The organism is Tabrizicola sp. (assembly GCF_030373185.1).
Classification (GTDB): Bacteria; Pseudomonadota; Alphaproteobacteria; order Rhodobacterales; family Rhodobacteraceae; genus Tabrizicola.
Window position 1 is genome coordinate 261,812 of the sequence record NZ_JAUCZH010000001.1, and the last position, 22,587, is coordinate 284,398.

Below are 22,587 nucleotides of genomic sequence, written 5' to 3' on the forward strand. Positions count from 1 at the left end.
CAGTGCAACCGGCGCGCGCCGGACAGGCTGAAGAAGAGAAGCATGGACAGCAGAAGATGCGATTAGGCTTGCTTGCCGGCGCGATGGCAGCGGTCGCAGCCTTGGGATCACCCGCTCTGGCAGAGCCACAGGGCAAAGGCCTGCTCAGCATCACCTTTGACGACGCATCCAGATCGCAGCGTGACCTTGGGCTTCGCGCCGCACAGGACTACGGCCTGGTCGGCACTCTCTTCGTTGCCACGTCCTTCGCGGAGGAAGCGACGTCAGAGGAGGATGGATGGTATATGGGCTGGTCCGAGATCCGGAAATTCCGCGACGCGGGATGGGAAATCGGGTCACACAGCCACACGCATCCGCATCTGACCCAACTTACTGACAGCCAGGTGGTCGCCGAGATCGACACAGCCAAGGCGATCATCACGGCAAGGACCGGCACCGCGCCGGTGTCTTTCGCGCCCCCTTTCGGGGATTTCAACGAAAGGACGGTAAAACGGGTTCTGGAGCGCCACCGCTTTCACGTCCTGGCATGGGGCGGCAATCATGGCCGCAATCCGATGCAAGGGGTGGACGCCAGCCAGATCGGACGGCTGGAGGTTTCACATCAAGTCAGCCCGGCGAAGATCTGCGGCGAAATTGCCAAAGCCGCGCGTGACGGTGTCTGGCTGGTCCTGATGTTCCACGAATTCGTCAGCCAGACCCCGGGCGAATATCAATACGCCATCGCCGATTTCCGCCGCATCCTTGCGTGCGCCAGGCGAATGCAGGGTCAGGATCTGATCCGCGTCGTGACCGTGGCCGATGCAATGAAACTGTTGGGCAAGAACTGAAACCTCCTTTCGCAGATATTCCTGACCACTACAGGGCAAAGGTGTGAACCAGCCCGCCTGTGCGCGCTTTACGCCCGCCCCAGTGGTCAACACGGTCTTCGCAAACCGGCACACAAACACAATCAATGCCAACACTGATGCAAGCCCAAGCCTTGTCTCCACCCTGGCTTTCCTGGGCTGTAACCGCTCGATGCCATGCCCGCAAAAATGGTCTTGAGCGCTTGACAGGTAACGTTGCCTTTCGAACCGCGCTGACTCTGCAAAAAATCCCGGATGTCATGGTACGCCACGGCCATCGTATTGTTTTAGTATCGGAAACTTGCTGTTTCCTGGAAGATCGGGCGCGAAGTTGCCTTTGCAGAATCGCCTGATGCTTTATGCTCAGCCGATTGTCTTTGGAGGGTCCGATGCCGGAAGTTGGTTTCAGGGAATGGCTTGCGATTGGCCGCGCCATCACGGATGGCCATTTGATGCGCTACGCCGGCAAGGCACACCTGACATCTCGCTTCGAACGTGAACTGGGAGAAGCCATCGGCACCAGGCATGTGCTGACGGTCAACTCGGGTACCAGTGCGCTGATTGCCGCGCTTGCCGCGGCGGGCATCGGCCCCGGGGATGAAGTGCTGGTGCCGGCCTATACCTGGATGGCCACGGCAGCAGCACCCATCCACGTCGGCGCGGTGCCGGTTCTTGTCGACATCAACGAGACACTGACCATCGACCCCGAGGACATCCTCAGGAAGATCACGCCCCACACGCGTGCCATCATGCCAGTACACATGGTCAACGCGCCCTGCGACATGGAGGCGATCATGTCGATCGCAAGGGAACATGGTCTCGTCGTCATAGAGGACGCCTGCCAGGCTGTCGGAGTGCGCTACAGGAACAGCTACTGTGGCACGATCGGTGATCTGGGTGCCTTCAGCTTCAACCGGATGAAGAACATGAACATTGGCGAAGGCGGGGCAGTCCTGACCAATGATGAAGGCTATTTCATTCGGGCGCGCAGCTTTCACGATCTGGGTGCCACGATGCGCGGGCATCTCGACAATCTGAGCGTTCCGTCGTTCGTGGGCATGAACCTGAAGTCGAACGAAATCGAAGGGGCCATGTTGCGGGTCCAGCTTAAGAAGCTGTTTCCACAAATGCGCAGGATGCAAGAGCGCCGCGCGATGCTTGCCGGGATCCTTTCCGAAAGCGCCGGCTTCCGGGTCACTCCTCACAACGACCCCGATACGGCAGTCAGCTTGTCGATCATCGCCCCAACCCGGGAAGAGGCCATCGCCCTGACGAAGCGCCGTGGCATTCACAATCGGCTTCTCGACAGCTCGAAGCATGTCTACACGAATTGGGAACCGATCCTTGCCAAGCGGACCTTTCATCCCAAGATGAATCCGTGGGACTGGGCCAAACGTGAGATCAACTACACGGCAGACATGTGCCAGCGGACGCTCGATATCCTCGAGCGGACCTGCGTCGTGACACTCGGCCTGCAATATCCTGCGCCGCTGATGCGAATGGTCGCCCGTAAGCTGGTCAGCTAGACGGCGCGGCTAGACGGCGCGGCGTTCAGCGTTTTTTCGATGCAGCATGCGCCGCGGCGCGTGCGGTCAGAGCCATGATGGTCAAGGTGGGGTTGTGGACATGCTGACGGGGAAAGCACGCACCATCCGTGACATAGAGGCCCTTGATATCCCAGCACTCGTTGTTCGGATCCACGACCGAGGTTGCCGGATCTTCACCCATCCGGGCGGTGCCGCACTCATGGATACTGGTGCCGCCGGGTGACAGTCTTGCGTTGACGGCAACCCCGGTCAACTTCGACGCCTCGGCAATCTCCTGGATGATCCTGGCCTGCTGCCCTGCAATGGCGTGCTGCTCGTCCGAATGTCGAAAACGGATGACCGGGATCGGCATGCCAAACCTGTCAAGGCGCGTAGGGTCAAGGGTCACGCGGTTCCACTTGTCGGGCAGCATCTCTGCGAATGAGACGATGACGAACCCGACTTCATTCGCCTTTCTGGCCGTAACATAAATCTGGAAACCCACATTTCCGCCGGTCGCCTCATGTGGAGGCAGATAGATGCAGCGCCCCGGCAGACTTTGTTCCGGCAAGACATCGGCAAGATCGGACCGGTAGCCTGATCCGCTCATGACGGCGTGATCCATCAGGTAGCTGCCAAGAGCCTCTGATTGAGTTCCGATGGCGACAGTTGAACTGCCGGAACGCGAGGACAGCAGTATGCGCGTGGTCTCGATCGACGACGCGCACAGAAATACGATCGGTGCCATCGCCCTGCGCGCAACGCCGCTGCTGCGGTCGAACCACTCCACACCGTTGCAGTTCCCCGCTCCGTCCCGCAGGACTTGTCGAACGACCGCCCCTGCCTGGCCTGTCAGATTTCCCGATGCTGCGGCGTCATCGAGCCACGCAACGGCTGGTGCATGGGTTCCCAGCATCGGTCGGGCCTGTGGCCATTTCGCGCGGATCACCTCCATGATCCTTTGCTCCGATCCGGTTGGCTCAAGGATCGTGGAAAGACTGCTGGACGCCAGATCCCCGGAAGCCTGCGCGCTACCCTTCAGCGCAAGGCGGTCCTCGACAAGCTTGTACCATGCGTCCAGATCATCCAGCCCGATTGGCCAGCCGGGCAGGCCACTGTCGGGTGCCGTCCGTTCCATCCCTGCCAGCCGGTAGTATTGCATGCCGTGTCCGGGAACCAGCATCCGCCCCCCGGGTTGTCGGGCGCGAAACCAGTGGAACCGGCTGTCGGCCTCGGTTCGGTAGGGGCAATCGACATCATCGACAAAGGTTCCCGGTGCCAGCGCCCAGGCAAAGCACCTTGACTGAATGGGCTGCCGCGCCCTGCCAAGAAGGCGGAACGCCCGTTCTCCAAGGTAGGCAAGGCGGGGGGGAAGCCGTCTTTGGGCGTCGACTGACGCCAGAAACCGGGCCATCCCGCCCAACGCCCTTGTCATGGGATGAACCGCTTGCGGCGCGGGAAATCCCGCCTCGAACACCGCCACCCTGAGTCCTTGCCGGCACAGACTGTCGGCAGCCACCCCCCCGGCCGCGCCCGAGCCGACGACGATGGCGTCGAACCTGCTTTCGTCGGCCAAGGGAGCGTGGGACCAGGTATCCATCATGACCGCGCGTTCGGTTGTCGCGGATGGCTCAAGCGAAGGATTTGCCGACGAATGCATCCAAATCTTCCAATATATACAATGCTTGATCTGAACTGTATTTGGTCTTGCCCGTTGATCAAGGGTTGATTGCCTTGGGCAACACCAAAGGTCCGCTGCATCGAACCGGGGAAGCGATCTTCCGCCGCTGTCACGGGGGGCTTTCCCCCTGTGCCTTTCGGTCCCGTTCTATCGACCGATATGGCCACATCGCCCGAAGACCGTGCCGGGTTTGAGCCGCGCCAGTTTTCCCGTTGGCTTCAACTTCCAATCGGGGAGGACCATCATGAGCCAGGCCAGTAATGAACCTGTCACGCCTTGCTTGCGGTCCGTCCGGTCGGGCCAGCTTCAAGGCCCGGACGTCTTGCCTCAGTCTGTTTTCTCAGCCGTTCCAATCCTGTGCCATCCACAGCCAGGCACCCAAGGAATGCCAGCCAGACCGCGCAACAGCCGTTTCGGCCGCTGTGAACGGGCCAAACACCTGGTTCTCTTGAGGGGAAAGTGGAGGCGGGTACCGGACCCGCTACCATACTTCTAAGCCATTGACCGGGCTAAACCGTCCAGCGTGACGTTGCTTCGGTGTGCCACACATTGTGCCTCACTTGCTTGATGGTCAAGTACGTTGTCGCCGAATGAGGCCGCAGCCACTTGGTCTTCCGAATAACCCAGCTTAATCCACCAAGAAGCTGAACTTGTTTTTGATCAGCAGTAGGTCAAAAAACCTAAGAGAGTTGCGCTTCTTGCTCTCAACCAACTCTCTTAGGTCACTGTCCTGCAGCACCATCACATAACCGCGCTGGTCTTTTGCCGTATCTCGACAGCGAGCAGAAAACCGGTCGAGCTTTTCAAGCTGTCGGCATACAATAAACCCTACTTGACCACGGCTCGGTGAGAACCTGCCTGAGAGTTGATCCAGTACAGGATTGTCGAGTTCATAGGTATAGTTCTTGCACTCAAAGAATATGTGCGCGCAGGAGTAGTGTTGTGCAAGCCAATGGAAGAAGCCTGAGTGCCCCATATTGGAGTACGTGATATCAACGCGCTTACGACCGTCGTGCAACTCATGCTGCACCCTTGGGTGTGCAAGGGCCGGATACATCAACGCCGACAATAGACTTTCTATAGCGTTCTCATAAGCGTGCGCATCTCGAGGGCCGCTGCGTACATTGATCACGTCCGCTAGAAGGCTGTCCCAGTCAGGTTGATCAGTTCCCTCGATGTCAGCAATAGTAGCATGCGTAAGCGGTCGACTAGGGTTCTTGAGTTCTTCTCGGTAGGCTTGGAGCAGGCCTGGGTTTGCCAAGGTCTGCTCGACTACAGCCGCTTTTCCTGTGCCATATTTTTCTTTGAGGTCCTTGATATAGACCTTCTGCTTCCCCTTGTTCTTGCCGCTCTTGATTACATGAACAAGTTCGGAGTTCGACGCCAGCTCTTGCTGTCGAAGGTGTTCGAGAATGAAGTGGCGATAGTACTTGTCAACATCATAGTCCATGTCTTGGCGGACAATCTCTTTCGGAACCAATAGGAGCTTCTCGCCATCAACGAGGGGCAAGCTAACAAAAAGCTCCTGCCAAGACCGGGTCTTAGCGTCCCATAGTGGTCCGGACGCAACACCCTCAGTCAGAGGTATACCATATTGCCCGCTTGCTTCTTGGGTGTACTGAATGAGGGGGCCACGTATTATATTGGTCACCATGTCGGAGACTACGTCGACGGAGATGCCATCTATCATTAGGACCGTATCTTCTAGATCGACAAGTAAGCCAGACTTGGCAGCCTCGCTCTTTGACAAGGCACGCCAAACCGAACGAGCTGATTGTACACCTAACGCCCGACCCTGGGATTTGCCCTGCGACAAACCCAAATGGGTTTCATTTGGCTCTCTGAGTTGCTCCAGCAACCCAACCGCTGTCTCGTCGTCACCAGAGTGTATCAAATGCAGTACTTGGCTAAAGAAACTCTGAATGAGCGACACACACTCGTCCCCCCATTGAGAGGGAAGCAATCGGACAGCTCTGGGGCTAATGAAGAGACGAGTGTCGCCAAGGACATCTACGTCCACAAAGCTAAGTGTTGGCTGTGAACGCCCGAGATTGAAGTAGTCAGAAACACGCACGCAAGAGCCTCCTACAAGATCTGCCTAAGCAAGTAAGACCATACCTGACAAGGTCACCACCAAAAAATGAGGTCAGGTAGGGCGCACGCTGACATAAATTTTCGGCACATTTTCTTGAGGGGCTATCTTACTGGTCGCTGGCTGAGCAAACCCCCCGCACCCCCCCCTGTCGCCACACCACTTTCGCCCCAGTGTTACATGCACAACCATCGTTGACGTTAGCAACATGGTGTGCCATGTACTGCTGCAGGCGAGTGTTGGGGGTCTAAGTCGTGAAGCAGTACGTCATCTACAAGCGAGTAAGCACAGAAGATCAGGGCAAGTCTGGCTTAGGGCTGGCTGCACAAGAGAGGGATATCCAGCTTTTCCTGACTGGCTTTACGGAAGTTCCCTATGAAGTGCTGGCTGATTACACAGAGATCGAGACAGGGAAGGCCAATGATAGGCCGATACTGGGGGAGGCCCTCGCTCTGGTGCGCAAGACAGGAGCGGACCTACTGGTGGCAAAGCTAGACCGCCTGAGCCGCAAGGTGTCGTTCATTTCCGCTGTGATGGACGATCCCAAGGTTAGGCTCAGGGTGGCTGCTATGCCTTATGCGGACAAGTTCCAGCTTCACATCTACGCTGCCCTTGCTGAGCAAGAGCGTGAGTTCATATCGGCGCGAACTAGGGCAGCATTGGCAGAGGCAAAAGCCCGAGGAACACAGCTAGGCGGACTACGGGACAAGACTATGAAGCGCAACGCTGTCGTGCAGGCAGACGCCGAAGTACGAGCTGAGCGGGTGGCCGGCATTGTCCTACCAATGAGGAAAGCTGGGACACCACTTAGAGAGATAGCGGGCCACCTGAACCGGGCTGGCGTTCCAACTGCAAGGGGCGGCCAGTGGCAAGCTTCACAGGTCATGCGCATACTGGAGCGCCTAGGTGAGCAAAGGCCCTCAATGTGACCTAGCAGACCAGCGTTGCAGTAGAGCACGTCTGGCCAGCATCGCCGATGCGAATGGAGAAGTTGAGAACCTATGTCGCGGCATAGTTAAGGGCGTCGGTGAAACGATGGTCCTGGCCTGTGCCTCGGCCCATCTAGGCAGTTCGCGCCCGTGTTCAGTGATCACAAGATAAGGCGTCCGGGGACCCAGTGAGGGTACTACCATGGTTTTCTGCCCGCTGGTCAGTGACTGTTGGTTGGTAGCACTGTAACCCTACAGCTTCCAAAATGTCCTGCCATCTAATCCTGCTTCGAAAAGCTGAAATGCTGTTCCAGCGCCTTCTTGCTTGGTTGCTCATCAGGCTTTTCTGGCAGGCGTATCTTCTTGCCATTATAAACCCAGTAAGGTGTTTCAGATAAACTTGGGGATATCTCAACTCTATGGTTATTGGGGTTGATCCTCATCAGATGCAGATCAAACAATGTGTGAAGGTCGGTTCTTAGGAGAATTCCGTTAGATATGTGGTTAGTATAATCCCCTAAATAAGGCGAAATGTGCGCTGCCTCTAGGACAGCGTCCACCTGCGTTCTACTTACTGCACATGTCCCGTTGTACGCTTTAAAAAGAGATTGCCTGAACTTGCTCTGGCCTCTCCTCTGTGCGATCTGCCTGAGCACTTTGTCACGCGCATCTATTAGGTTTGTCGGGTCAAAGGCGACCTGATCGCCAAACTTGTCTACAGAAACCTGAGCTAAGACAAGCTCACTTTCCCATGCGCTTGGCAAACAGCCCATAAGAACTGGGTAAAACAACTGAATTGCACGTGTAAACTCACCTTCGAGGTCTAGCTCGGGGACTTGATTTGGCTGGAATAATTTGCATATGGAACCACCCCCCCTACTTGTCCCAGATTGCTTTATCGAGGCAATCATCTCTCCGAGCGACGCCCATGTAGCGTAACCATCGTCTCCCGGTGACAGTCGGGCCTTTGAGTTGAAAACCCAGTCTCCATTCACATTGAGTTGCTCAGCGAGTTCGAGAGTGCTTTCATCACTGGGATTTGGTAGCTTTCGATTAATCAAAGGAACTATTGTCCGATTTCGTAACTTTACCGAAATATCGTGATAGTCATCCTCGTTGATGCTGATCGCGAAGCCAATTTCAACGCCGCGATCAGAAGCTATTGCATAAATCTGTGGCATACGCGCAAACTCTTCAGACCCCGCGCCGCACAATGACACCCACATATCTACGGGCCTGTGCCCGCGAGAGCCAAACTCCGATGAGTAATTCATTGATTTGATTTGGGTGGTGTCCGGCTTGGCGAGACTGGCCTTTGCAGCCGTAGCGGCACTCATCAACTCATTGTAAATTAGCGTGTAGCGCGCCTTGTCCTGCGCAGGAATTACTCCGGGATTGTTCTTACTCCCAAATGCATTGGCAGGGGCGTCTTTCCAGCGCGAGAAAACTTCAAAGGCTGAAGGGTCAGCATTAAGCATGATGTACGTCTCCCTACGGCTTGGCTATGCCGCGACTGTTGGCAACCGGGAATCTCTTTTCGTTAAGATCTATTTTTTTCCGCGCGATCTCTTCTAAATCTACACCAACTTTTTCACATAGGAGGAGCAGATAGAGGAATACGTCCGCAATTTCACCCTCAAGTGCTGACTTCAACTCCTTGTCAATCGGCGAATTTTCCGGACGCCATTGAAACAACTCTAATAGCTCCGAAGCTTCTATTGAAACCGAAATCGCGAGGTCTTTGGGATTGTGAAACTGGCCCCAGTCCCTTTCATCTCGAAACTTCCTTAGCCGTTCTATCAAATGTTCCATGTGGATGACCTCGGACGGTGACTGATGGTTCGGGTACTGGCTCTTTCTACGGGATTTTTGCTCATTTTAAGGGTAGCCACAAGGAGTGCGGTCGCACCGCCACGAAACTGCCAAAATGCAAGAGAAGCTGCCGAGGTGGCACACGACTGACAGAGATGGATAATCGCGTGGCGCGAAAGAGGTGGTTCGGTTGATCTGAACAGGTTCCGGGCGATTTCTAAGTGGTTTTCCGCCTTGGTTACGCCGCCACCGCATCGGGCATCGGCTGGTTGAAGTAGGCCTGATCGGGTGTTTTCCCGTCAAGCGCTGAATGCGGGCGGCGGCTGTTGTAGAAGCTCAGATATCGGCCGATCCCGGCCCGGGCCTCGGACACGCTGGCATAGGCCCGCAGATAGACTTCCTCATACTTGATGTTCCGCCACAGGCGCTCGACAAAGACGTTGTCCCTCCAAGCGCCCTTGCCATCCATGCTGATCTTGATCTCGCGGGCGGCCAGCACCTTGATGAAGTCGGTCGAGTGAACTGGCTGCCCTGATCCGTGTTGAAGATCTCGGGCTTAACCCTCACCATGTCGTCACGCAACGCGGGGCAGACTTCGTCTTCGCGATTGGTCGTTATTTGACCGCGCTCTGCCGATACTCATTCCCTTCCGGCCCGTCCCGGACGAAAGCAACGGAAGAGACCTCAGGAGGCCCGCCACATGGCCTTTCGCTGTCGCTAGGTAACCAAGGTAGCCAAATCCTAGATGGCCACTGGCGAGCCTATTTCGAGCACTGTTGGTGGGGCATATCCATGAGGGTATCTATTCGCTTTACTCTGCAAGGAGTGCCTGACGAACGCAGCCGCATTTGGCGCTTCTGCAGCAAGCGGACATCGTCCGTACATGCCGGATGCTAGGCTTCTTGTTGCTGCTTGGCTCAGGCCTTGATGCGCCGGACAATACCAGTGCGTCCTTAGCCCTTCGTCTATCAGAGCAAAGAAACTGCATCTGTTCCAAACTAGATTAAACCCTAGAAAAGCTGCTCCGCGGCCTGCCCAACTACATGGGTTGCGATGCGTAGGCCTAAAGCCGAAGCCTCGCGGCCCCACTGCAATACTAGGTAAATATGTATGTGCTGTGTCTAACTGCTTACCCCTCCGTCTATCAGACATAAAGACTACGGTATCTGTTCCAAAATAGATTACCTCCTAGATACATACCCGAGTAGATTATCTAAGTATACATAACAATGAAACTCATGAGTAGAGTATAGGCCGAGTGTTATGAAGCCGACATAGTAACCTATATAACTGAATGAGAAACGAACATTAGAGCTTAGTCTTGGTCGGCTTATCTAGCATCTATGCGATGCAATTTAACACAGTAGGTAGCACCCGGCATTACCTGCCATTAATAGGTAGAGTAGACAATGAACAGGTTGATGCATTGAGAAACAAAGGACCTGGAGGCCGGAGTTTATAGTGAAACTATCTACTCTTATAAATCCGGCCTGAGATAAGCTGAAAACTAACTTAGTAGTTTAATAGTACTGCAGTGAGTATTACAGCTTCCAAGTAGCGGACTACCAGTCCACTCATAGAGTGAACTGATCGATAGCGGCCTTTAGTTGCTGAACAGTGTAGCCTTCACGCAAGTAGACCTGCTGAGTTACACCCTCCCGGGCATGTCCAACAACGCATTGAATGATAGGTTCTGCTACCCCGGCTTGCCCAAGCCGTGTCACCATCGTGTGCCGCAGGCAGTGGAACACGATACCGGGAGCCTTTAAGCCAAGCTTCGGCAAGAAGGTGGTCTCGTTAAACCAGCGGCCCAAGTTGCGACCGTAGCCGCCATTCTGGTTGAAGCTGTAGTCTGGGAATAAGCGGCTGTTATGCGAACGGCTAGTTACAAAGTCGATAAAGCCCAAGCGAAGAAGCTCCGAGTGGATTGGCACCTTGCGCCTGCTGGCTCTGGCCTTCACACGCTTGTTGTTGTCTTCTCCTTCGTCAGTAACGTTTAGAAGCCACACCCCGTCCTCTTGCTGCACGTCTGCTATCCCAAGTTGGCAAATCTCGTTGAGCCTTGCGCCAGTGAACATTCCCAAAAGCGATCCCCACTTGTGGCTTTCCGACCGGATCAGACCTGCAGTGTCCTCTGTCAGGTGAGAGAACATAAGTCGTGTTTGCTCTCTAGTGAACGGTTTGCGCTCTGTTGCCGCATCCTTGGCCTTTGGCACCTTCATGCCCTCGAAAAGCTTGTGTGGTGAATGCCCGTGTCGCTCCGCCCAGTCGAAAAGACGGCGGAAGGCGGCGATGTGTGCGTTAATCGTCTTGGGTGCGATGGTCTTGTGCCCTGAAATCTTTATGACCTCGCTCAGGGGCAGGTCCAGCAATGAGGGCTTTGTGTTCCTGCTAGCCGGTAGTGACTGCAGTATCTTCTTGACCTCGCTAGCGTCAGCCTTTGAAATCGTCGCGAGAGGCCGATCGTTGCCAAAGTGCTCAAGTAGGATGTTTAGGTATGCCTGTACCTGCTGTGCTGTCTTCGCTGGCCACTGCCTCGAATGCTCTGCAACGAAGTCTTTGACTGCCGTTCCGAGAGTTGTTGAGGAGGGTGGGGGCGCGCTGCTCTGAGGGACGGGCTTCTCGGCCTTAGGGGCCAACTTTCCGTCCCTGTAGTTATACGGTTCAAGTTGCTGAACTGCCTCTAGGACTAGTTGCAGCATGTCCCGCCTTCCCTTGCGGAGTTCGGTGATTGCGTTTGGTAAGCTGTCGAACCAGTCCTCATCAGACACACCACTCTTACGCTTGAAGCGTTCGATGGGAAGATACATCTCCGTCAGCCGATGACTGTCGAGGTGGTCTTGGTGGTCGAGCATCTCGCAACGGGCGTCCTCCAGTGCTCTAGGGGTTAAGCCGCGATTGTTGAGCCACTCAAGGTACTGGTCGAGCTGAGCCTGAAAGAAGGCCCGCACCAGTTCTCGCAACTTGTCCTGCCTTAGTCGTGCCAACTCTTTGTTGTCCCGTGTGATTTGGCCGCAAGATGCGAGATACCGGGCCAAAGTGCCCGCCCGATCCGGGCAACGTGTCCGCAGCGATATGCGGACCATGGGACGGCAGTCCCGATCCGTGCGAGGTAGGGGCCAGCGAAAGTAGAAAACGCCGTGCCTGGATAGGCTTAGGTAAGCTGACAGCTTCATGGGTCGTGTGCTCCACTTGGTGCCACACTCGACGGCTGCTAGCCTAAGTCACTGATTTAGAAGGAAATGGAGGCGGGTACCGGAATCGAACCGGTCTTCACGGATTTGCAATCCGCTGCGTAACCTCTCCGCCAACCCGCCGCGATGAGTGTGGTGGGGATAGCGGATGATCGGTGCGCCTGCAAGAGGCTGATCAAAGCGCAGGCCGGGTCAGCGCAGAAGGCGATCCGTCTTCCGGGCGACCCGCTCCAGATGGCGGGCGCGGCTTTCGGGGGTGGAACTGTCCATCAGGTAATGCGCAGCGAACGCTCGGCGGTGGCGGGGCGCGCAAAGAAGGCCGATGCCGCGGGTCAGCATCCGTTTGCCCGGCGCGCCGACGAAGGTGGTCAGCCACCAGCTTGCGCCGCAGGTGGTAAAGACGCCCAGCCGCTTGATATGGGTCAGCCCCGGCAGGATGGTGCGGTTCGCGCCATCGGGCATCAGAAATGCCACATCGGGCAGCAGCGTGCGGTCCAGCCAGCCTTTCAGCGCGGCGGGCAGGGCGTACCACCAGGTTGGATAGATGAAGATCAGCGTGTCGGCCCATAAAAGCGCCGCCACATCCTCGGCAACGCCGTCCCGGTTGCGAGAGGTGTCAAGGTAACCTTCCCACGCTGCCAGACCAAGGGTCGGATCATAGGCCCGGGCGTAAAGGTCGATGACGCGGACCTCGGCCCCGCTGGCGGCCAGCCGGTTCAGCACGGTGTCGCGCACCGCAGCGGTAAAGCTTACAGGCGACGGGTGGCAATAGACGATCAATGCCCTTGCCATCCCTCAGACCTCGCGCTTCAGTGCGCTTTCGTGCCACTTGCGCAAAAGCATGTGCGACAGGAACGACAGTCCGGCAAAGATCACCACACCGGTAACGGCGATCAGCAAAAGGGCCGCAAACATGCGCGGAGCGTTCAGCCGGTAGCTTGCCTCAAGGATCCGGAAGGCAAGGCCTGACCCGATGCCACCGGTTCCCGCCACATATTCCGCCACGATGGCCCCGATCAGCGACAGCCCCCCGGCGATCCGCAGGCCGCCAAGGAAATTGGGCAGGGCGGAGGGCAGTTGCAGATAGCGCAGCCGCTGCCAGCGGCTTGCCCCGTAGATGCGAAACAGATCGCGCAGGTTGTGATCGGTGGAGTTGAGGCCAAGCGTGGTATTGGCAAGGATCGGGAAGAAGGCCACGATCCAGGCACACATAAGCAAACCCGCCGTCCGGCTGTCGACATAGATGAAGATCAGGGGCGCGATCGACACCACCGGCGTGACCTGCAAGATGACGGCATAGGGGTAGAACGACATCTCGGCAAAGCGGCTTTGATTGAACAGGACGGCAAGACCCACCCCGCCAATGACCGCGACCGCAAGCGCCATCAGCGTGATCTGAAGCGTGACCAGCAGCGCCTCGAACAGCATGGCCCAGTCCTTGATCAATGTCTCGATCACCTTGCCGGGGCTTGGCAGGATGTAATGCGGGATCTCGTTCCACACGACCAGCCGATCCCAGCCGACGATCATGATCACGAAGACCAGCGCCGGCAGCACCCACTTCGCCACCCGGTCGATGCGGGCATCGCGTAGCCGGCGGGCTTCCTCGGCGTCCAGTGTCGGCGTGGCGGGTGCCGGGGTCGGTTGGGTCAGGCTCATGCCGGCTCTCCCATCGCGCGGTGCAAGGCCTGCGATGCCACCTGACAATGCGCGGCATATTCGACCGAAGTGCGAAACACCTCGTCGCGCGGATAGGGGGCGGTCACGGTGACTTCCTCGATCACCCGGCCCGGCCTTGCGGCCATCACGATGATCCGATCGGAAAGAAACACGCTTTCAAAGACGGAATGGGTGACAAAGATCACCGTGCAGCCGATCCGTTCGCGCAAGGCCAGAAGGTCGGTGTTCAGCTTGTGCCGCGTGATTTCGTCAAGGGCGGCAAAGGGTTCGTCCATCAGGATCAACCGGGGGTTTGTCACCAGCGCCCGCGCGATGGACACCCGCATCTTCATGCCGCCCGAAAGCTCGCGCGGGTAGGCGCTGGCGAAATTCGACAGGCCGACCAGCGACAAGGCCTCTTCCACTTCGCCCCGCACCTCGGCAAAGCCGCGCCCCCGCAGCCGGAACGGCAGGAAGACATTTTCGGCCACAGTCGCCCAAGGCATCAGCGTGGGTTCCTGAAACACCACCCCCAGATCCCCCGCAGCCTTGCCGCCATCCCATGCGATCCGTCCGGCCGTGGGCATGGACAGCCCCGCAATCAAGCGCAGCGCCGTTGACTTGCCACAACCGGATGGCCCCAGAAGCGAGATGAAATCCCCCTCATGCACGCTGAGCGACATGTCCCGCAGCGCCGTGACCGTGCCATTGAATACCTTGCCGACCTGCTGAAGTTCCATCAGCGGCGGTCGGGTGCCAAGTGGCTTGATCGGTCTATGGGCAAGCTCTGTCATCGGGCTGGGTGCAGGATGGGCATGGCCGCCCACCCTGCGCCATCCTTACATCTTCGGCTTCAGGTCCATCCCCACGCCCTTGTTCACGAAGGTCGTGTTGATGGTTGCCGCCCAGTCGATATCGCCGGACACCACACCCGCCGCAACCATCTTGTCAAAGAAGTCCTTCACCTGCACCTCGGTCATCGCCCCGATCCCCAAGGTATCGGCATCGCCTGAATCCACGATTCCGGCCGACTTCATCTTGTCGATCGCATAGGCGATCGCTTCATCGGTCATTTCCGGATTGTCGGCCTTGATCATGGCATTGGCGGCAGAGTTGTCGCCATAAAAATAAGTATACCACCCCTTGATCGAGCCTTCGACGAAACAGGTCACCTGCTCAGGCTTCGTCGCCACCGTGTCGGCCATGGTCTCGATCAGCGTCGAATAGGTCGAATAGCCTGCGTCCGCGATCAGGAACACATCGGGTTCCCACCCGGTTTCCTTGGCGACGAAATACGGCTCGGACGATAGATACCCCTGCATCCCCCAGTTCTCATTGGTGATGAAGGGGGCGGGGTTGAAGGTATAGACCTCGCGCTGTTCATCGGTGAAGCCATAGGCGGCCTTCATCCACTGGTAAAAGCTGGCATAGCCCTGATCCCCGATCAGGATCTCGTCCAGTTTCTTCAGGTCTTCAAAGGTCTGGGCCTTGCCCGGATGGGTGATGATGACCTGCGGCTCTTTCTGGAAACTTGCGGCCACGGCGACGATCGGGATGCCTTCCTCGGCCGCGCTGAAGGTTTCAAGCAGGTTGCCGCCCATGTGGTAGTCCACCTTGCCGGCGATCATCAGCGCGCGGTTGTTGACCTGTGGCCCGCCCGGCTGGATCGTCACGTCAAGACCACAGGCGGCATAGGTGCCGTCAGCGACCGACTGGTAAAAGCCACCATGTTCGGCCTGCGCCAGCCAGTTGGAGCCGAAGACGACGGGGGCGTTCTCGGCCAGCGCCGGGGCGCAAAGCCCAAGGCCGGCGGTCAGGGCAGTTGCGCAGGCAGCGCGGGCCTTCAGCGACATGTTCGGTTCTCCTGTCGGGTTGGTCGGTTTTTGGTTCACCGAAAGCCTAGAACACCTCTCTGCCAAGGCGAGCGGACAATGAAGGTGGATGCCGTTACAGCGTGCAATTCAGAGCGAAATGCCCTGACACTGGGCAAGTCCTCTCATCCTGTGCTGAAAACTTGCGCAAAACCCCTCGCAAGGCAAGGAAATCGTCGGCACAACTGTGCAGCCAGCGCCAGTGTCGCCACCCTCCGGTAAAGGAAACCCGCCATGCGTATGCTGACGCCGCCCACCATTGCCCCGCCTTTCGCCGCCTATGCCCATGGGGTCGAGGTTCCGGCGGGGGCGCGGCTGGTGATGACCTCGGGCCAACTGGCGCTGGCGGCGGATGGCTCTGTGCCGCAAGGGGTAATGGCGCAGGCCCGGCTATGCTTTGACAACTGCGCCGCAATTCTGGCCGAGGCCGGGATGGGGCCACAAGATGTGATCCGCATCAACGCCTTCGTGACCGACCGCGCCCATATGCCCGGCTACATGGCCGCCCGCGATGCATGGCTGACAGGCGTGACGCGCCTTCCGGCCTCGACCCTTGTCATCGTCTCGGGCTTCACCCGCCCAGAATTTCTGGTGGAGGTCGAGGTGACCGCCGCCAGACTGCCCTGAGCTGCGCCCCATTTGCTCTTTTCCCAAATACTCCCCGCGCGGAGCGCACGCCCGAGCCGGTAGCCGCGGAACGCGCCAGAGGCGAGACAAAAAGCATGCGCGGCACGCGCTCTTTTTCATCAGCCCAGGCCACGAAAACCGGGCCTTGCAAGCTAATACCCGGTCATCTCCAGATAGCCCCGCCCGGTATGGCTGCCCGTCACCCGCACCGGCCCCTCCCAATATGGAACCAGGGTCGCCATCCATGCCCCGGGGTTTACCGCGCGCAGCGTGACATCAAACGCGCGGTCGTCCAGCCGAAGCCGCCAGACCACCGGCACCTCGCGGCCCGCAACGGTGGCGTATTCCAGGGGGTCTGCCTGCAACGCCCCGGGGACCAGCCGGGAAGGTGTGCCATCTGCCGCAATCCATGTGCCGGAGGTGAAGCCTTCCCCACCATCGCGCAAGTCGAAGCCCATCAGCTTTTCGCCACCCTCGAAGGACAGGGAAAACCAGTCCCAACCGGTCTGATCCTCGGCAAGGGGCTGTGACGACCACTCGCGGTCAAGCCACGCATGGCCCGTCACCGCCACCGGCCCGCCGGGCAGATCAAGCGTGCCGGACACCGCGTAGAACGGCTGGGAATAATAGTGGCTCGCCTGACCGTCCGCCGATTTCACCGAATAGCCGCCGTCACCTTGCAGGACCAGCGGCCCCTCGGCGGTCAGGTCCAGCGCATAGCCGAAATCATCGCCCCGCGCCGTCAGGGCCAGCCGGTCCAGCGCATCTTCGCCCGGCGCGGTATCTGACAGCATTTCCCAGTCGTCGATCCAGGCGCGGAACGCGGCACCGCTATTCAGCGTCACGCCCGCCTGACCCACCCCGCCGCGCGCCAGCCGTTCCGCGACGTGGTGCGCATCTGCGGTGGTGACAGCCGCATGACCCATCCAGGCTTGCGGGCTTTGCCAGCCTTCAGTCTCGCCCGGAGCGGTGGCGCTGCGAAAGAGCGTCCATTGCACCCCGTATTCCGCCCCATCATCCCCTGTCAGATTGGCGGTCAGATACCACCATTCGATGCGAAAATCGGGGTGCGCGGCGTGATCTTCGGGAAACTCCAGCACCCGGTCGCGGTCCGGCAGGGCAAAGCCCTCAACCGTGGCGCCCAGATCCGCAAAGCCTTGCGCCACGGCCGCACCTGCCAGCGCCAGCCCCAGCCATACCCCTACAAGGATCGTTTTAGCGTTCATTGGCAAAGACCCGCAAAAGATCGGCGGGCCGCCGTCGCATCAGGGTGACGGCAGGCCACAGCGCGGCCAGCCCCCCGGCCAGCCCCGCTGCCGCAAACAGCCACAACCAGTCGCCGGGAAAGGCCTGCATCGGCAGACGCCAGCCAAAGGCCTCGACATTGACCACCGCCAGCAGCACCCAAGCCAGCGCCAGACCAAGGGGCAGCGCCGCCACCGCCGTCAACAGCGCCAGCATCACGGTGCGCGCAAGGTCCAGCCCCGCCAGCCCCGCCTGCGTCAGCCCCATGGCCCAGACCGGCGCCAATTGCGGCAGCCTTGACGCCGAAAGAGTGACAAGGCTTGCCAGCATCGCCAACGCCGCGACTGCCAGCGTCAGCGTGTTCAGCGCGCCGGTCACCGCAAAGGTCCGTTCAAACACCCGCAGCGAAAAGGCCTTGATCCCGGCCTGATCGACGATTGCCGTCTCTCTCAGCCCGAATTCCGCCCGCAAGATCGTGGCCAGGGCCTCCACCTCGGTCGCAGGCAAACGCAGCGCAAAGCGCAACACCTGAACCTCCGGGAACCGCGTCCCGAAAGCCTCCAGCCCGATGATCGCTTGCGGCGATGGGTTGCCGTAATCGGAATAGACCCCGGCCACTGGCAAGGCCCCGCCCGGCAGATCCAGCACCGCGCCAAGGCCAAGGCCCGCCCGGCGGGAAAGCTGTTCGTTGATCAATGCAGCCTCGCCACGCGCCACCGCCTCCCAGACCTCTGGCAGGGCCGACAGAAGCGGCCAGTGGTCGCGGTAAGTGGCATGATCGGCAATCCCGTAGATATCGCCGGGCTGGCCCAGAAGGTTGGTTTCGGTCGACACGATCGGCAAGACCGCCAGCACTCGAGGTTCCAGCCACTCACGCAGCCGGGCGGCTTCGGCGGGGGTTTCGGCGGTCAGGTAAAGTTCAGAGGCCAGCCGCTGATCCAGCCAGCCGGTGAAGGTGGCGCGGAAACTGCCGACCATGGTGCCGACGCCGACATTCGCGGCCAGTGCCAGCAAAAGCGCCATCAGCGCCAGTGACAACCCCGGAAGTTGCTGGCGCGCATCGGCCCAGAACCATTGGGACAGAACGCCCCGCGCCCGCGCCCGCGCCCCCGCCGCCGCCAGCACCAGCGCCATAAGCCCCGGCAACACCAGCGCCGCCCCCAGCAAAAGCCCCGCCAGAACCGCAAACCCGGCCCAAAGCCCCGAACCGAAGCCAAGCGCCCCCCCGGCCAGCGTCAGAAGCCCCAAGCCGCACAGCGCTTGCAGCCGCCGCGTGGCACCTGCCGCCACCGCCCATGCCCGCGGCGTGGCGCTGGCAAGGGGGGGCAAGCGCCAGACCTGCCACAGGCCCTGTCCGGCGGCGGCCAGCGTGCCAGCCACCGCCATGCCCAGCCCCGCCACGATCCAGCCTGCGCGCAGCTCCAGCACCCCCGGCACCGCGGCCCCGTAAAGCCCGCCCAGCGTCGCCGCGACATCCGGCAAGAGCGCCGCGGCCACCCCGTAGCCCAACCCCACCCCGAAAAGCCCCGCGATCAGCGCAAAGCCCAGAAGCTCGGCCAGCACCAGCCCGCCAAGGGTTCGCGCCGGAACCCCCAGCGCCCGCAGCGTGCGAAACATCGGTCGGCGCTGTTCAAAGGCCAGCCCGATGGCGGCATGCACGATGAAGATGCCAACGGCAAAGGCCAGAAAGCCAAAGGCGGTCAGGTTCAGATGGAAGCTGTCGGTCAGCCGGGCAAGACCCTGATCGGCAACGGCAACGCGCCGTTCCAGCCCCGAAGGCAGCGGCCCCGGCAGGGGGCGGCCGGGGTCGATCAGCAGCGCCGTCACCTCGCCTCGCGCGCCCAGCAGCGTTTCGGCTGCCGCGATGTCGGCCAGCACCGTCATCGGCGGCAGATCAGGCGCGGCCTGTGGCTTCAGCCCGGCCAAAGCCTCGGCCACCCCGGGCCGGTCCAGCGTTTCAGGAGCCACCAGCACCAGCCGCCCGGCCAGAAATTCCCCCAGATCATCCGAACCCAGCATTGGCATCCCCGGCACCGCCGCTGCACGCGGCAGGGTCAGGGGTTCCACCCCAAGGATTCGCAAGCCCGCCCGCCGCCCCTCCAGCAGCGGCGACACCGGCCAGCCCGCCTGCCGAAGCTCGGCAAAGCGCGCCACGGTCAGGCGGCCATCGGTGGCAACGATCCGGTCAAGCTGGTCCTGCCCCAGGACAGTTTCCGCCCGGGTATAGGCGGCGCGCGCCTCGGCGTTGATCGCCTGCACGCCGGACCAAAGCCCCGTCGCCAGCGCCAGCCCGGCCAGAAGCATCGCCAGTTGCAACGGATGGCGCCACCAGTGCGACAAAAGCGCGGCAAGGCTGGCGCGGATCACGGTTGCACCCGATCCGACAGCCGTCCGGCGCGCAGATGCAGTCGCCGGTCCAGCCGCGCGGCCAGCCGTTCGGAATGGGTGACCATCAGCAGGCTTGCCCCCGCCTTGGCCACCAGACCCAGCATCAGGCCCATGACCGCATCGCCCGACGCCTCATCAAGATTTCCCGTTGGCTCGTCCGCAAGGATCAGCGCGGGGCGCGCGGCCAGCGCCCGGCCAATCGCCACGCGCTGTTGCTGGCCGCCGGAAAGCTGTTCGGGATAGCGGTTCAACAAACCCGCCAGCCCCAGCGCCTCTGCCAGATGGGTTGACCAGCCCCGGTCATGCCGCCCGGCAAGCCGCGCCTGAAAGGCAAGGTTCGCGCCCACGTCCAGCGAGGGGATCAGGTTGAACTGCTGAAACACCAACCCGATCCGGTCGCGCCGCAACTCTGCGCGGCCCTTGTCGTCCAACCCCTCCAGCGCGGTCCCCGCAACAGAGATCGTGCCACCGTCCACCGCATCAAGCCCCGCCACCAGGTGCAGAAGCGTGGATTTGCCGCTGCCGGATTCGCCCGTCAGGGCCAGGCTTTGCCCAGCATCAAGGTCAAGGCTGACGCCCGCCAGCACCGACACCAGCCCTTCGGCTGTCGGATAGGATTTGCGGACATCGTTGACATGCAGCACAGCGGTCTTCCTGTTCTGGCCTCCCGGTTCATGGTATCTAGCGTTGCATCGCCAGCCTCAACCCGTCTTGCTGACGAAAGGTTTCGCAGAATGTCGCAGAATGCTGCGGTCTGGCTATAGCGTGTGGCCGCCTCTGGCCCTAAGGCGGATGGCGGCAATCCCCGAATATAGGGGGTAATCTTCGAATGAAAGGACGCCACATGGAAGGCTTCAGCGGATTGAACGACATCGGTGCCGTGGTCGAGGCCGACCGCGCCCATGTCTGGCACCACCTGTCACAGCACAAGCAGTATGAAACCGTCGATCCCCGCGTGATTGTCGAGGGCAAGGGGATGCGGGTCTGGGATGCCAAGGGCAAGGAACACCTTGACGCGGTCTCGGGTGGCGTCTGGACGGTCAACGTCGGCTACGGGCGCGAATCCATCGCCGACGCCGTGCGTGACCAGCTGGTGCGGATGAACTACTTCGCCGGGGCGGCAGGCTCGATCCCCGGCTCGATCTTCGCCAAGCGCCTGATCGAGAAGATGCCGGGTCTTACCCGCGTCTACTATTCGAACTCGGGGTCCGAGGCGAACGAGAAGGTCTACAAGATGGTTCGCCAGATCTCGCATCGCCACCATGGCGGCAAGAAATGGAAGATCCTGTATCGTGACCGGGATTACCACGGCACCACGATCGCCGCCCTCGCCTCGGGCGGGCAGCAGCAGCGCAACGCCCAGTATGGGCCGTTCCCGGACGGGTTCGTCAGTGTCCCGCACTGTCTGGAATACCGCAAGCAGTGGGACGTGGAAAACTACGGCGAACGCGCCGCCGATGCCATCGAGGAAGTCATCCTGCGCGAAGGCCCCGACACCATCGGTTGTCTGGTGCTGGAACCGGTGACCGCAGGCGGCGGCGTGATCGTGCCGCCGACGGGCTATTGGCAGCGCGTGCAGGAAATCTGCCGCAAGTATGACATCCTGCTGCACATCGACGAGGTCGTCTGCGGGGTCGGCCGCACCGGCACCTGGTTCGGCTACCAGCATTACGGCGTCCAGCCTGATTTCGTGACCATGGCCAAGGGCGTCGCCTCGGGCTACGCGGCGATCTCCTGCACCGTGACGACCGAAAAGGTCTTCGAGATGTTCAAGGACGATGCCGCTGACCCGATGAGCTACTTCCGCGACATCTCTACCTTTGGCGGCTGCACCGCAGGCCCGGCGGCCGCGCTGGAAAACATGCGGATCATCGAGGCCGAGGGGCTGTTGGCCAACACCCTGGCGATGGGCGACTACTGCCTCGACAGCCTTTCCGCGCTGATGGACAAGCACAAGGTCATCGGCGAGGTGCGCGGCAAGGGGTTGTTCCTTGGCGCCGAACTGGTGGCCGACCGTGGCACGAAAGAGCCTGCCGATGAAAAGAAGGTTCAAGCCGTCGTCGCCGACTGCATGGCGCAGGGCGTGATCATCGGGGCCACCAACCGCTCCGTGCCGGGCTTCAACAACACGCTGTGTCTGTCCCCGGCGCTGATTGCGACCAAGGACGATATTGATGAGATCACCGGGGCCATTGATGCCGCGCTGGGGCGGGTGTTCGGGTAGTTGCGTCCTTTGACAAGGGGGCGCCCGGCAAGGGGCGCCTTTTTGGCCCTGGCGGCATTGCTCTAGCGGGTCAACGACTTGATCAAGGCAACGCGGCGGCAGCCGTTTCAGCCCGGAGGGTGGGTGCCAACCCACCAATGCCGCTCCTCGCCCGGAATCAAGGCGCTTGCGCCGCCGGGCAGCGCCCGTGCTCCCGGCCCTCGCAAGCGTGCTTGGGCGTTCGGCGGGAAAACAGTCCACTGGACTGTTTTCTGTTACGCCTCCCCCCCTCGGGCGGGCGCTTCTGCACCGTCTCGCCCAGAACCACCGTGGGATGGGTTGCACCATAAATCGTCCAGAACAGCCGTTGCTCGCCCACCCGGCGATCGGGCGTTGCCCTCCGTTGCGCGCTCGGCGGTGCGTAGGGTGGATGCCAACCACCGATCCCTCGATTCGCACCCCATGGTTAACGCCCCGGGAACTCTACGCGCGTAGAGACGGAAGAAAGACGCGGG

General features: G+C 60.1%; 17 protein-coding genes, 1 tRNA gene and 1 pseudogene. 5 read left to right on the plus strand and 14 right to left on the minus strand.

Going from position 1 to position 22,587, the window contains the following annotated elements:
* Positions 1–56 precede the first annotated feature (56 nt).
* Together QUV21_RS01265 and QUV21_RS01270 are read left to right on the plus strand one after the other, a co-directional pair.
* Complete coding sequence (locus QUV21_RS01265; protein ID WP_300852610.1) at positions 57–827, plus strand: polysaccharide deacetylase family protein; 771 nt, start codon at positions 57–59, stop codon at positions 825–827.
* A gap of 407 nt (positions 828–1,234) precedes the next feature.
* Positions 1,235–2,371 carry an aminotransferase class I/II-fold pyridoxal phosphate-dependent enzyme gene (locus QUV21_RS01270; RefSeq protein WP_300852612.1) on the plus strand — a complete coding sequence of 379 codons (1,137 nt, stop codon included), beginning with the start codon at positions 1,235–1,237 and terminating at the stop codon, positions 2,369–2,371.
* Between the two features lie 25 nt (positions 2,372–2,396).
* Here QUV21_RS01270 and QUV21_RS01275 read toward each other — a convergent pair whose 3' ends face one another.
* Both QUV21_RS01275 and QUV21_RS01280 read right to left on the minus strand, forming a co-directional pair.
* Positions 2,397–3,974 carry a GMC oxidoreductase gene (locus tag QUV21_RS01275; protein WP_300852614.1) on the minus strand — a complete coding sequence of 526 codons (1,578 nt, stop codon included), beginning with the start codon at positions 3,972–3,974 and terminating at the stop codon, positions 2,397–2,399.
* Positions 3,975–4,680: 706 nt separating this feature from the next.
* Positions 4,681–6,126, minus strand: coding sequence for a hypothetical protein (locus QUV21_RS01280; RefSeq protein WP_300852616.1), 1,446 nt, complete (start codon positions 6,124–6,126; stop codon positions 4,681–4,683).
* Between the two features lie 272 nt (positions 6,127–6,398).
* Between QUV21_RS01280 and QUV21_RS01285 the strand changes: the two genes are divergently transcribed.
* A complete protein-coding gene (locus QUV21_RS01285) occupies positions 6,399–7,073 on the plus strand; it encodes a recombinase family protein (RefSeq protein WP_300852618.1) in 675 nt (224 codons plus the stop codon).
* A 278-nt stretch (positions 7,074–7,351) separates the two neighbouring features.
* On the opposite strand, the gene QUV21_RS01290 is transcribed toward QUV21_RS01285, so the two are convergent.
* The 9 genes and pseudogenes from QUV21_RS01290 to QUV21_RS01330 form a co-directional block, all read right to left on the minus strand.
* Positions 7,352–8,551: an HNH endonuclease gene (locus QUV21_RS01290; RefSeq protein ID WP_300852619.1), complete on the minus strand. Its 1,200-nt coding sequence runs from the start codon at positions 8,549–8,551 to the stop codon at positions 7,352–7,354.
* 13 nt (positions 8,552–8,564) lie between these two features.
* Positions 8,565–8,885 (minus strand): nucleotide pyrophosphohydrolase, encoded by a 321-nt coding sequence (locus tag QUV21_RS01295; protein ID WP_300852620.1) that lies wholly within the window; start codon positions 8,883–8,885, stop codon positions 8,565–8,567.
* A 238-nt stretch (positions 8,886–9,123) separates the two neighbouring features.
* Positions 9,124–9,470: pseudogene (locus QUV21_RS01300) on the minus strand (integrase core domain-containing protein); the annotation flags it as partial.
* Between the two features lie 989 nt (positions 9,471–10,459).
* Entirely contained in the window at positions 10,460–11,848 is a 1,389-nt protein-coding gene (locus QUV21_RS01305) for a site-specific integrase (RefSeq protein WP_300852622.1), read from the minus strand.
* Positions 11,849–12,128: 280 nt separating this feature from the next.
* Positions 12,129–12,202 (minus strand) — tRNA-Cys (locus QUV21_RS01310).
* A 69-nt stretch (positions 12,203–12,271) separates the two neighbouring features.
* On the minus strand, positions 12,272–12,871 hold the full coding sequence (locus QUV21_RS01315) for an NAD(P)H-dependent oxidoreductase (RefSeq protein WP_300852624.1): 600 nt from the start codon (positions 12,869–12,871) through the stop codon (positions 12,272–12,274).
* Between the two features lie 3 nt (positions 12,872–12,874).
* Entirely contained in the window at positions 12,875–13,738 is an 864-nt protein-coding gene (locus tag QUV21_RS01320) for an ABC transporter permease (RefSeq protein ID WP_300852626.1), read from the minus strand.
* Entirely contained in the window at positions 13,735–14,478 is a 744-nt protein-coding gene (locus QUV21_RS01325) for an ABC transporter ATP-binding protein (RefSeq protein ID WP_300853453.1), read from the minus strand. The genes QUV21_RS01320 and QUV21_RS01325 overlap by 4 nt, the downstream gene beginning before the upstream one ends.
* Before the next feature lie 99 nt (positions 14,479–14,577).
* A complete protein-coding gene (locus QUV21_RS01330) occupies positions 14,578–15,591 on the minus strand; it encodes an ABC transporter substrate-binding protein (protein ID WP_300852627.1) in 1,014 nt (337 codons plus the stop codon).
* A 252-nt stretch (positions 15,592–15,843) separates the two neighbouring features.
* Here QUV21_RS01330 and QUV21_RS01335 point away from each other — a divergent pair, with 252 nt between their 5' ends.
* Positions 15,844–16,236 carry a RidA family protein gene (locus QUV21_RS01335; RefSeq protein ID WP_300852629.1) on the plus strand — a complete coding sequence of 131 codons (393 nt, stop codon included), beginning with the start codon at positions 15,844–15,846 and terminating at the stop codon, positions 16,234–16,236.
* Between the two features lie 152 nt (positions 16,237–16,388).
* Here the strand turns inward: QUV21_RS01335 and QUV21_RS01340 are convergent, their stop codons facing one another.
* From QUV21_RS01340 to QUV21_RS01350, 3 genes are read right to left on the minus strand one after another with little or no spacing between them, the layout of a single operon-like run.
* The gene (locus QUV21_RS01340) at positions 16,389–17,462 is read right to left on the minus strand and encodes a lipocalin-like domain-containing protein (RefSeq protein ID WP_300852631.1); all 1,074 of its coding nucleotides are present in this window, start codon (positions 17,460–17,462) and stop codon (positions 16,389–16,391) included.
* On the minus strand, positions 17,452–19,845 hold the full coding sequence (locus tag QUV21_RS01345; RefSeq protein ID WP_300853454.1) for an ABC transporter permease: 2,394 nt from the start codon (positions 19,843–19,845) through the stop codon (positions 17,452–17,454). Before QUV21_RS01345 ends, QUV21_RS01340 begins: the two co-directional genes overlap by 11 nt.
* The gene (locus QUV21_RS01350; RefSeq protein ID WP_300852632.1) at positions 19,845–20,513 is read right to left on the minus strand and encodes an ABC transporter ATP-binding protein; all 669 of its coding nucleotides are present in this window, start codon (positions 20,511–20,513) and stop codon (positions 19,845–19,847) included. Before QUV21_RS01350 ends, QUV21_RS01345 begins: the two co-directional genes overlap by 1 nt.
* A gap of 200 nt (positions 20,514–20,713) precedes the next feature.
* Here QUV21_RS01350 and tpa point away from each other — a divergent pair, with 200 nt between their 5' ends.
* Entirely contained in the window at positions 20,714–22,093 is a 1,380-nt protein-coding gene (gene tpa, locus QUV21_RS01355) for a hypotaurine--pyruvate aminotransferase Tpa (protein WP_300853455.1), read from the plus strand.
* Positions 22,094–22,587: the final 494 nt, after the last annotated feature.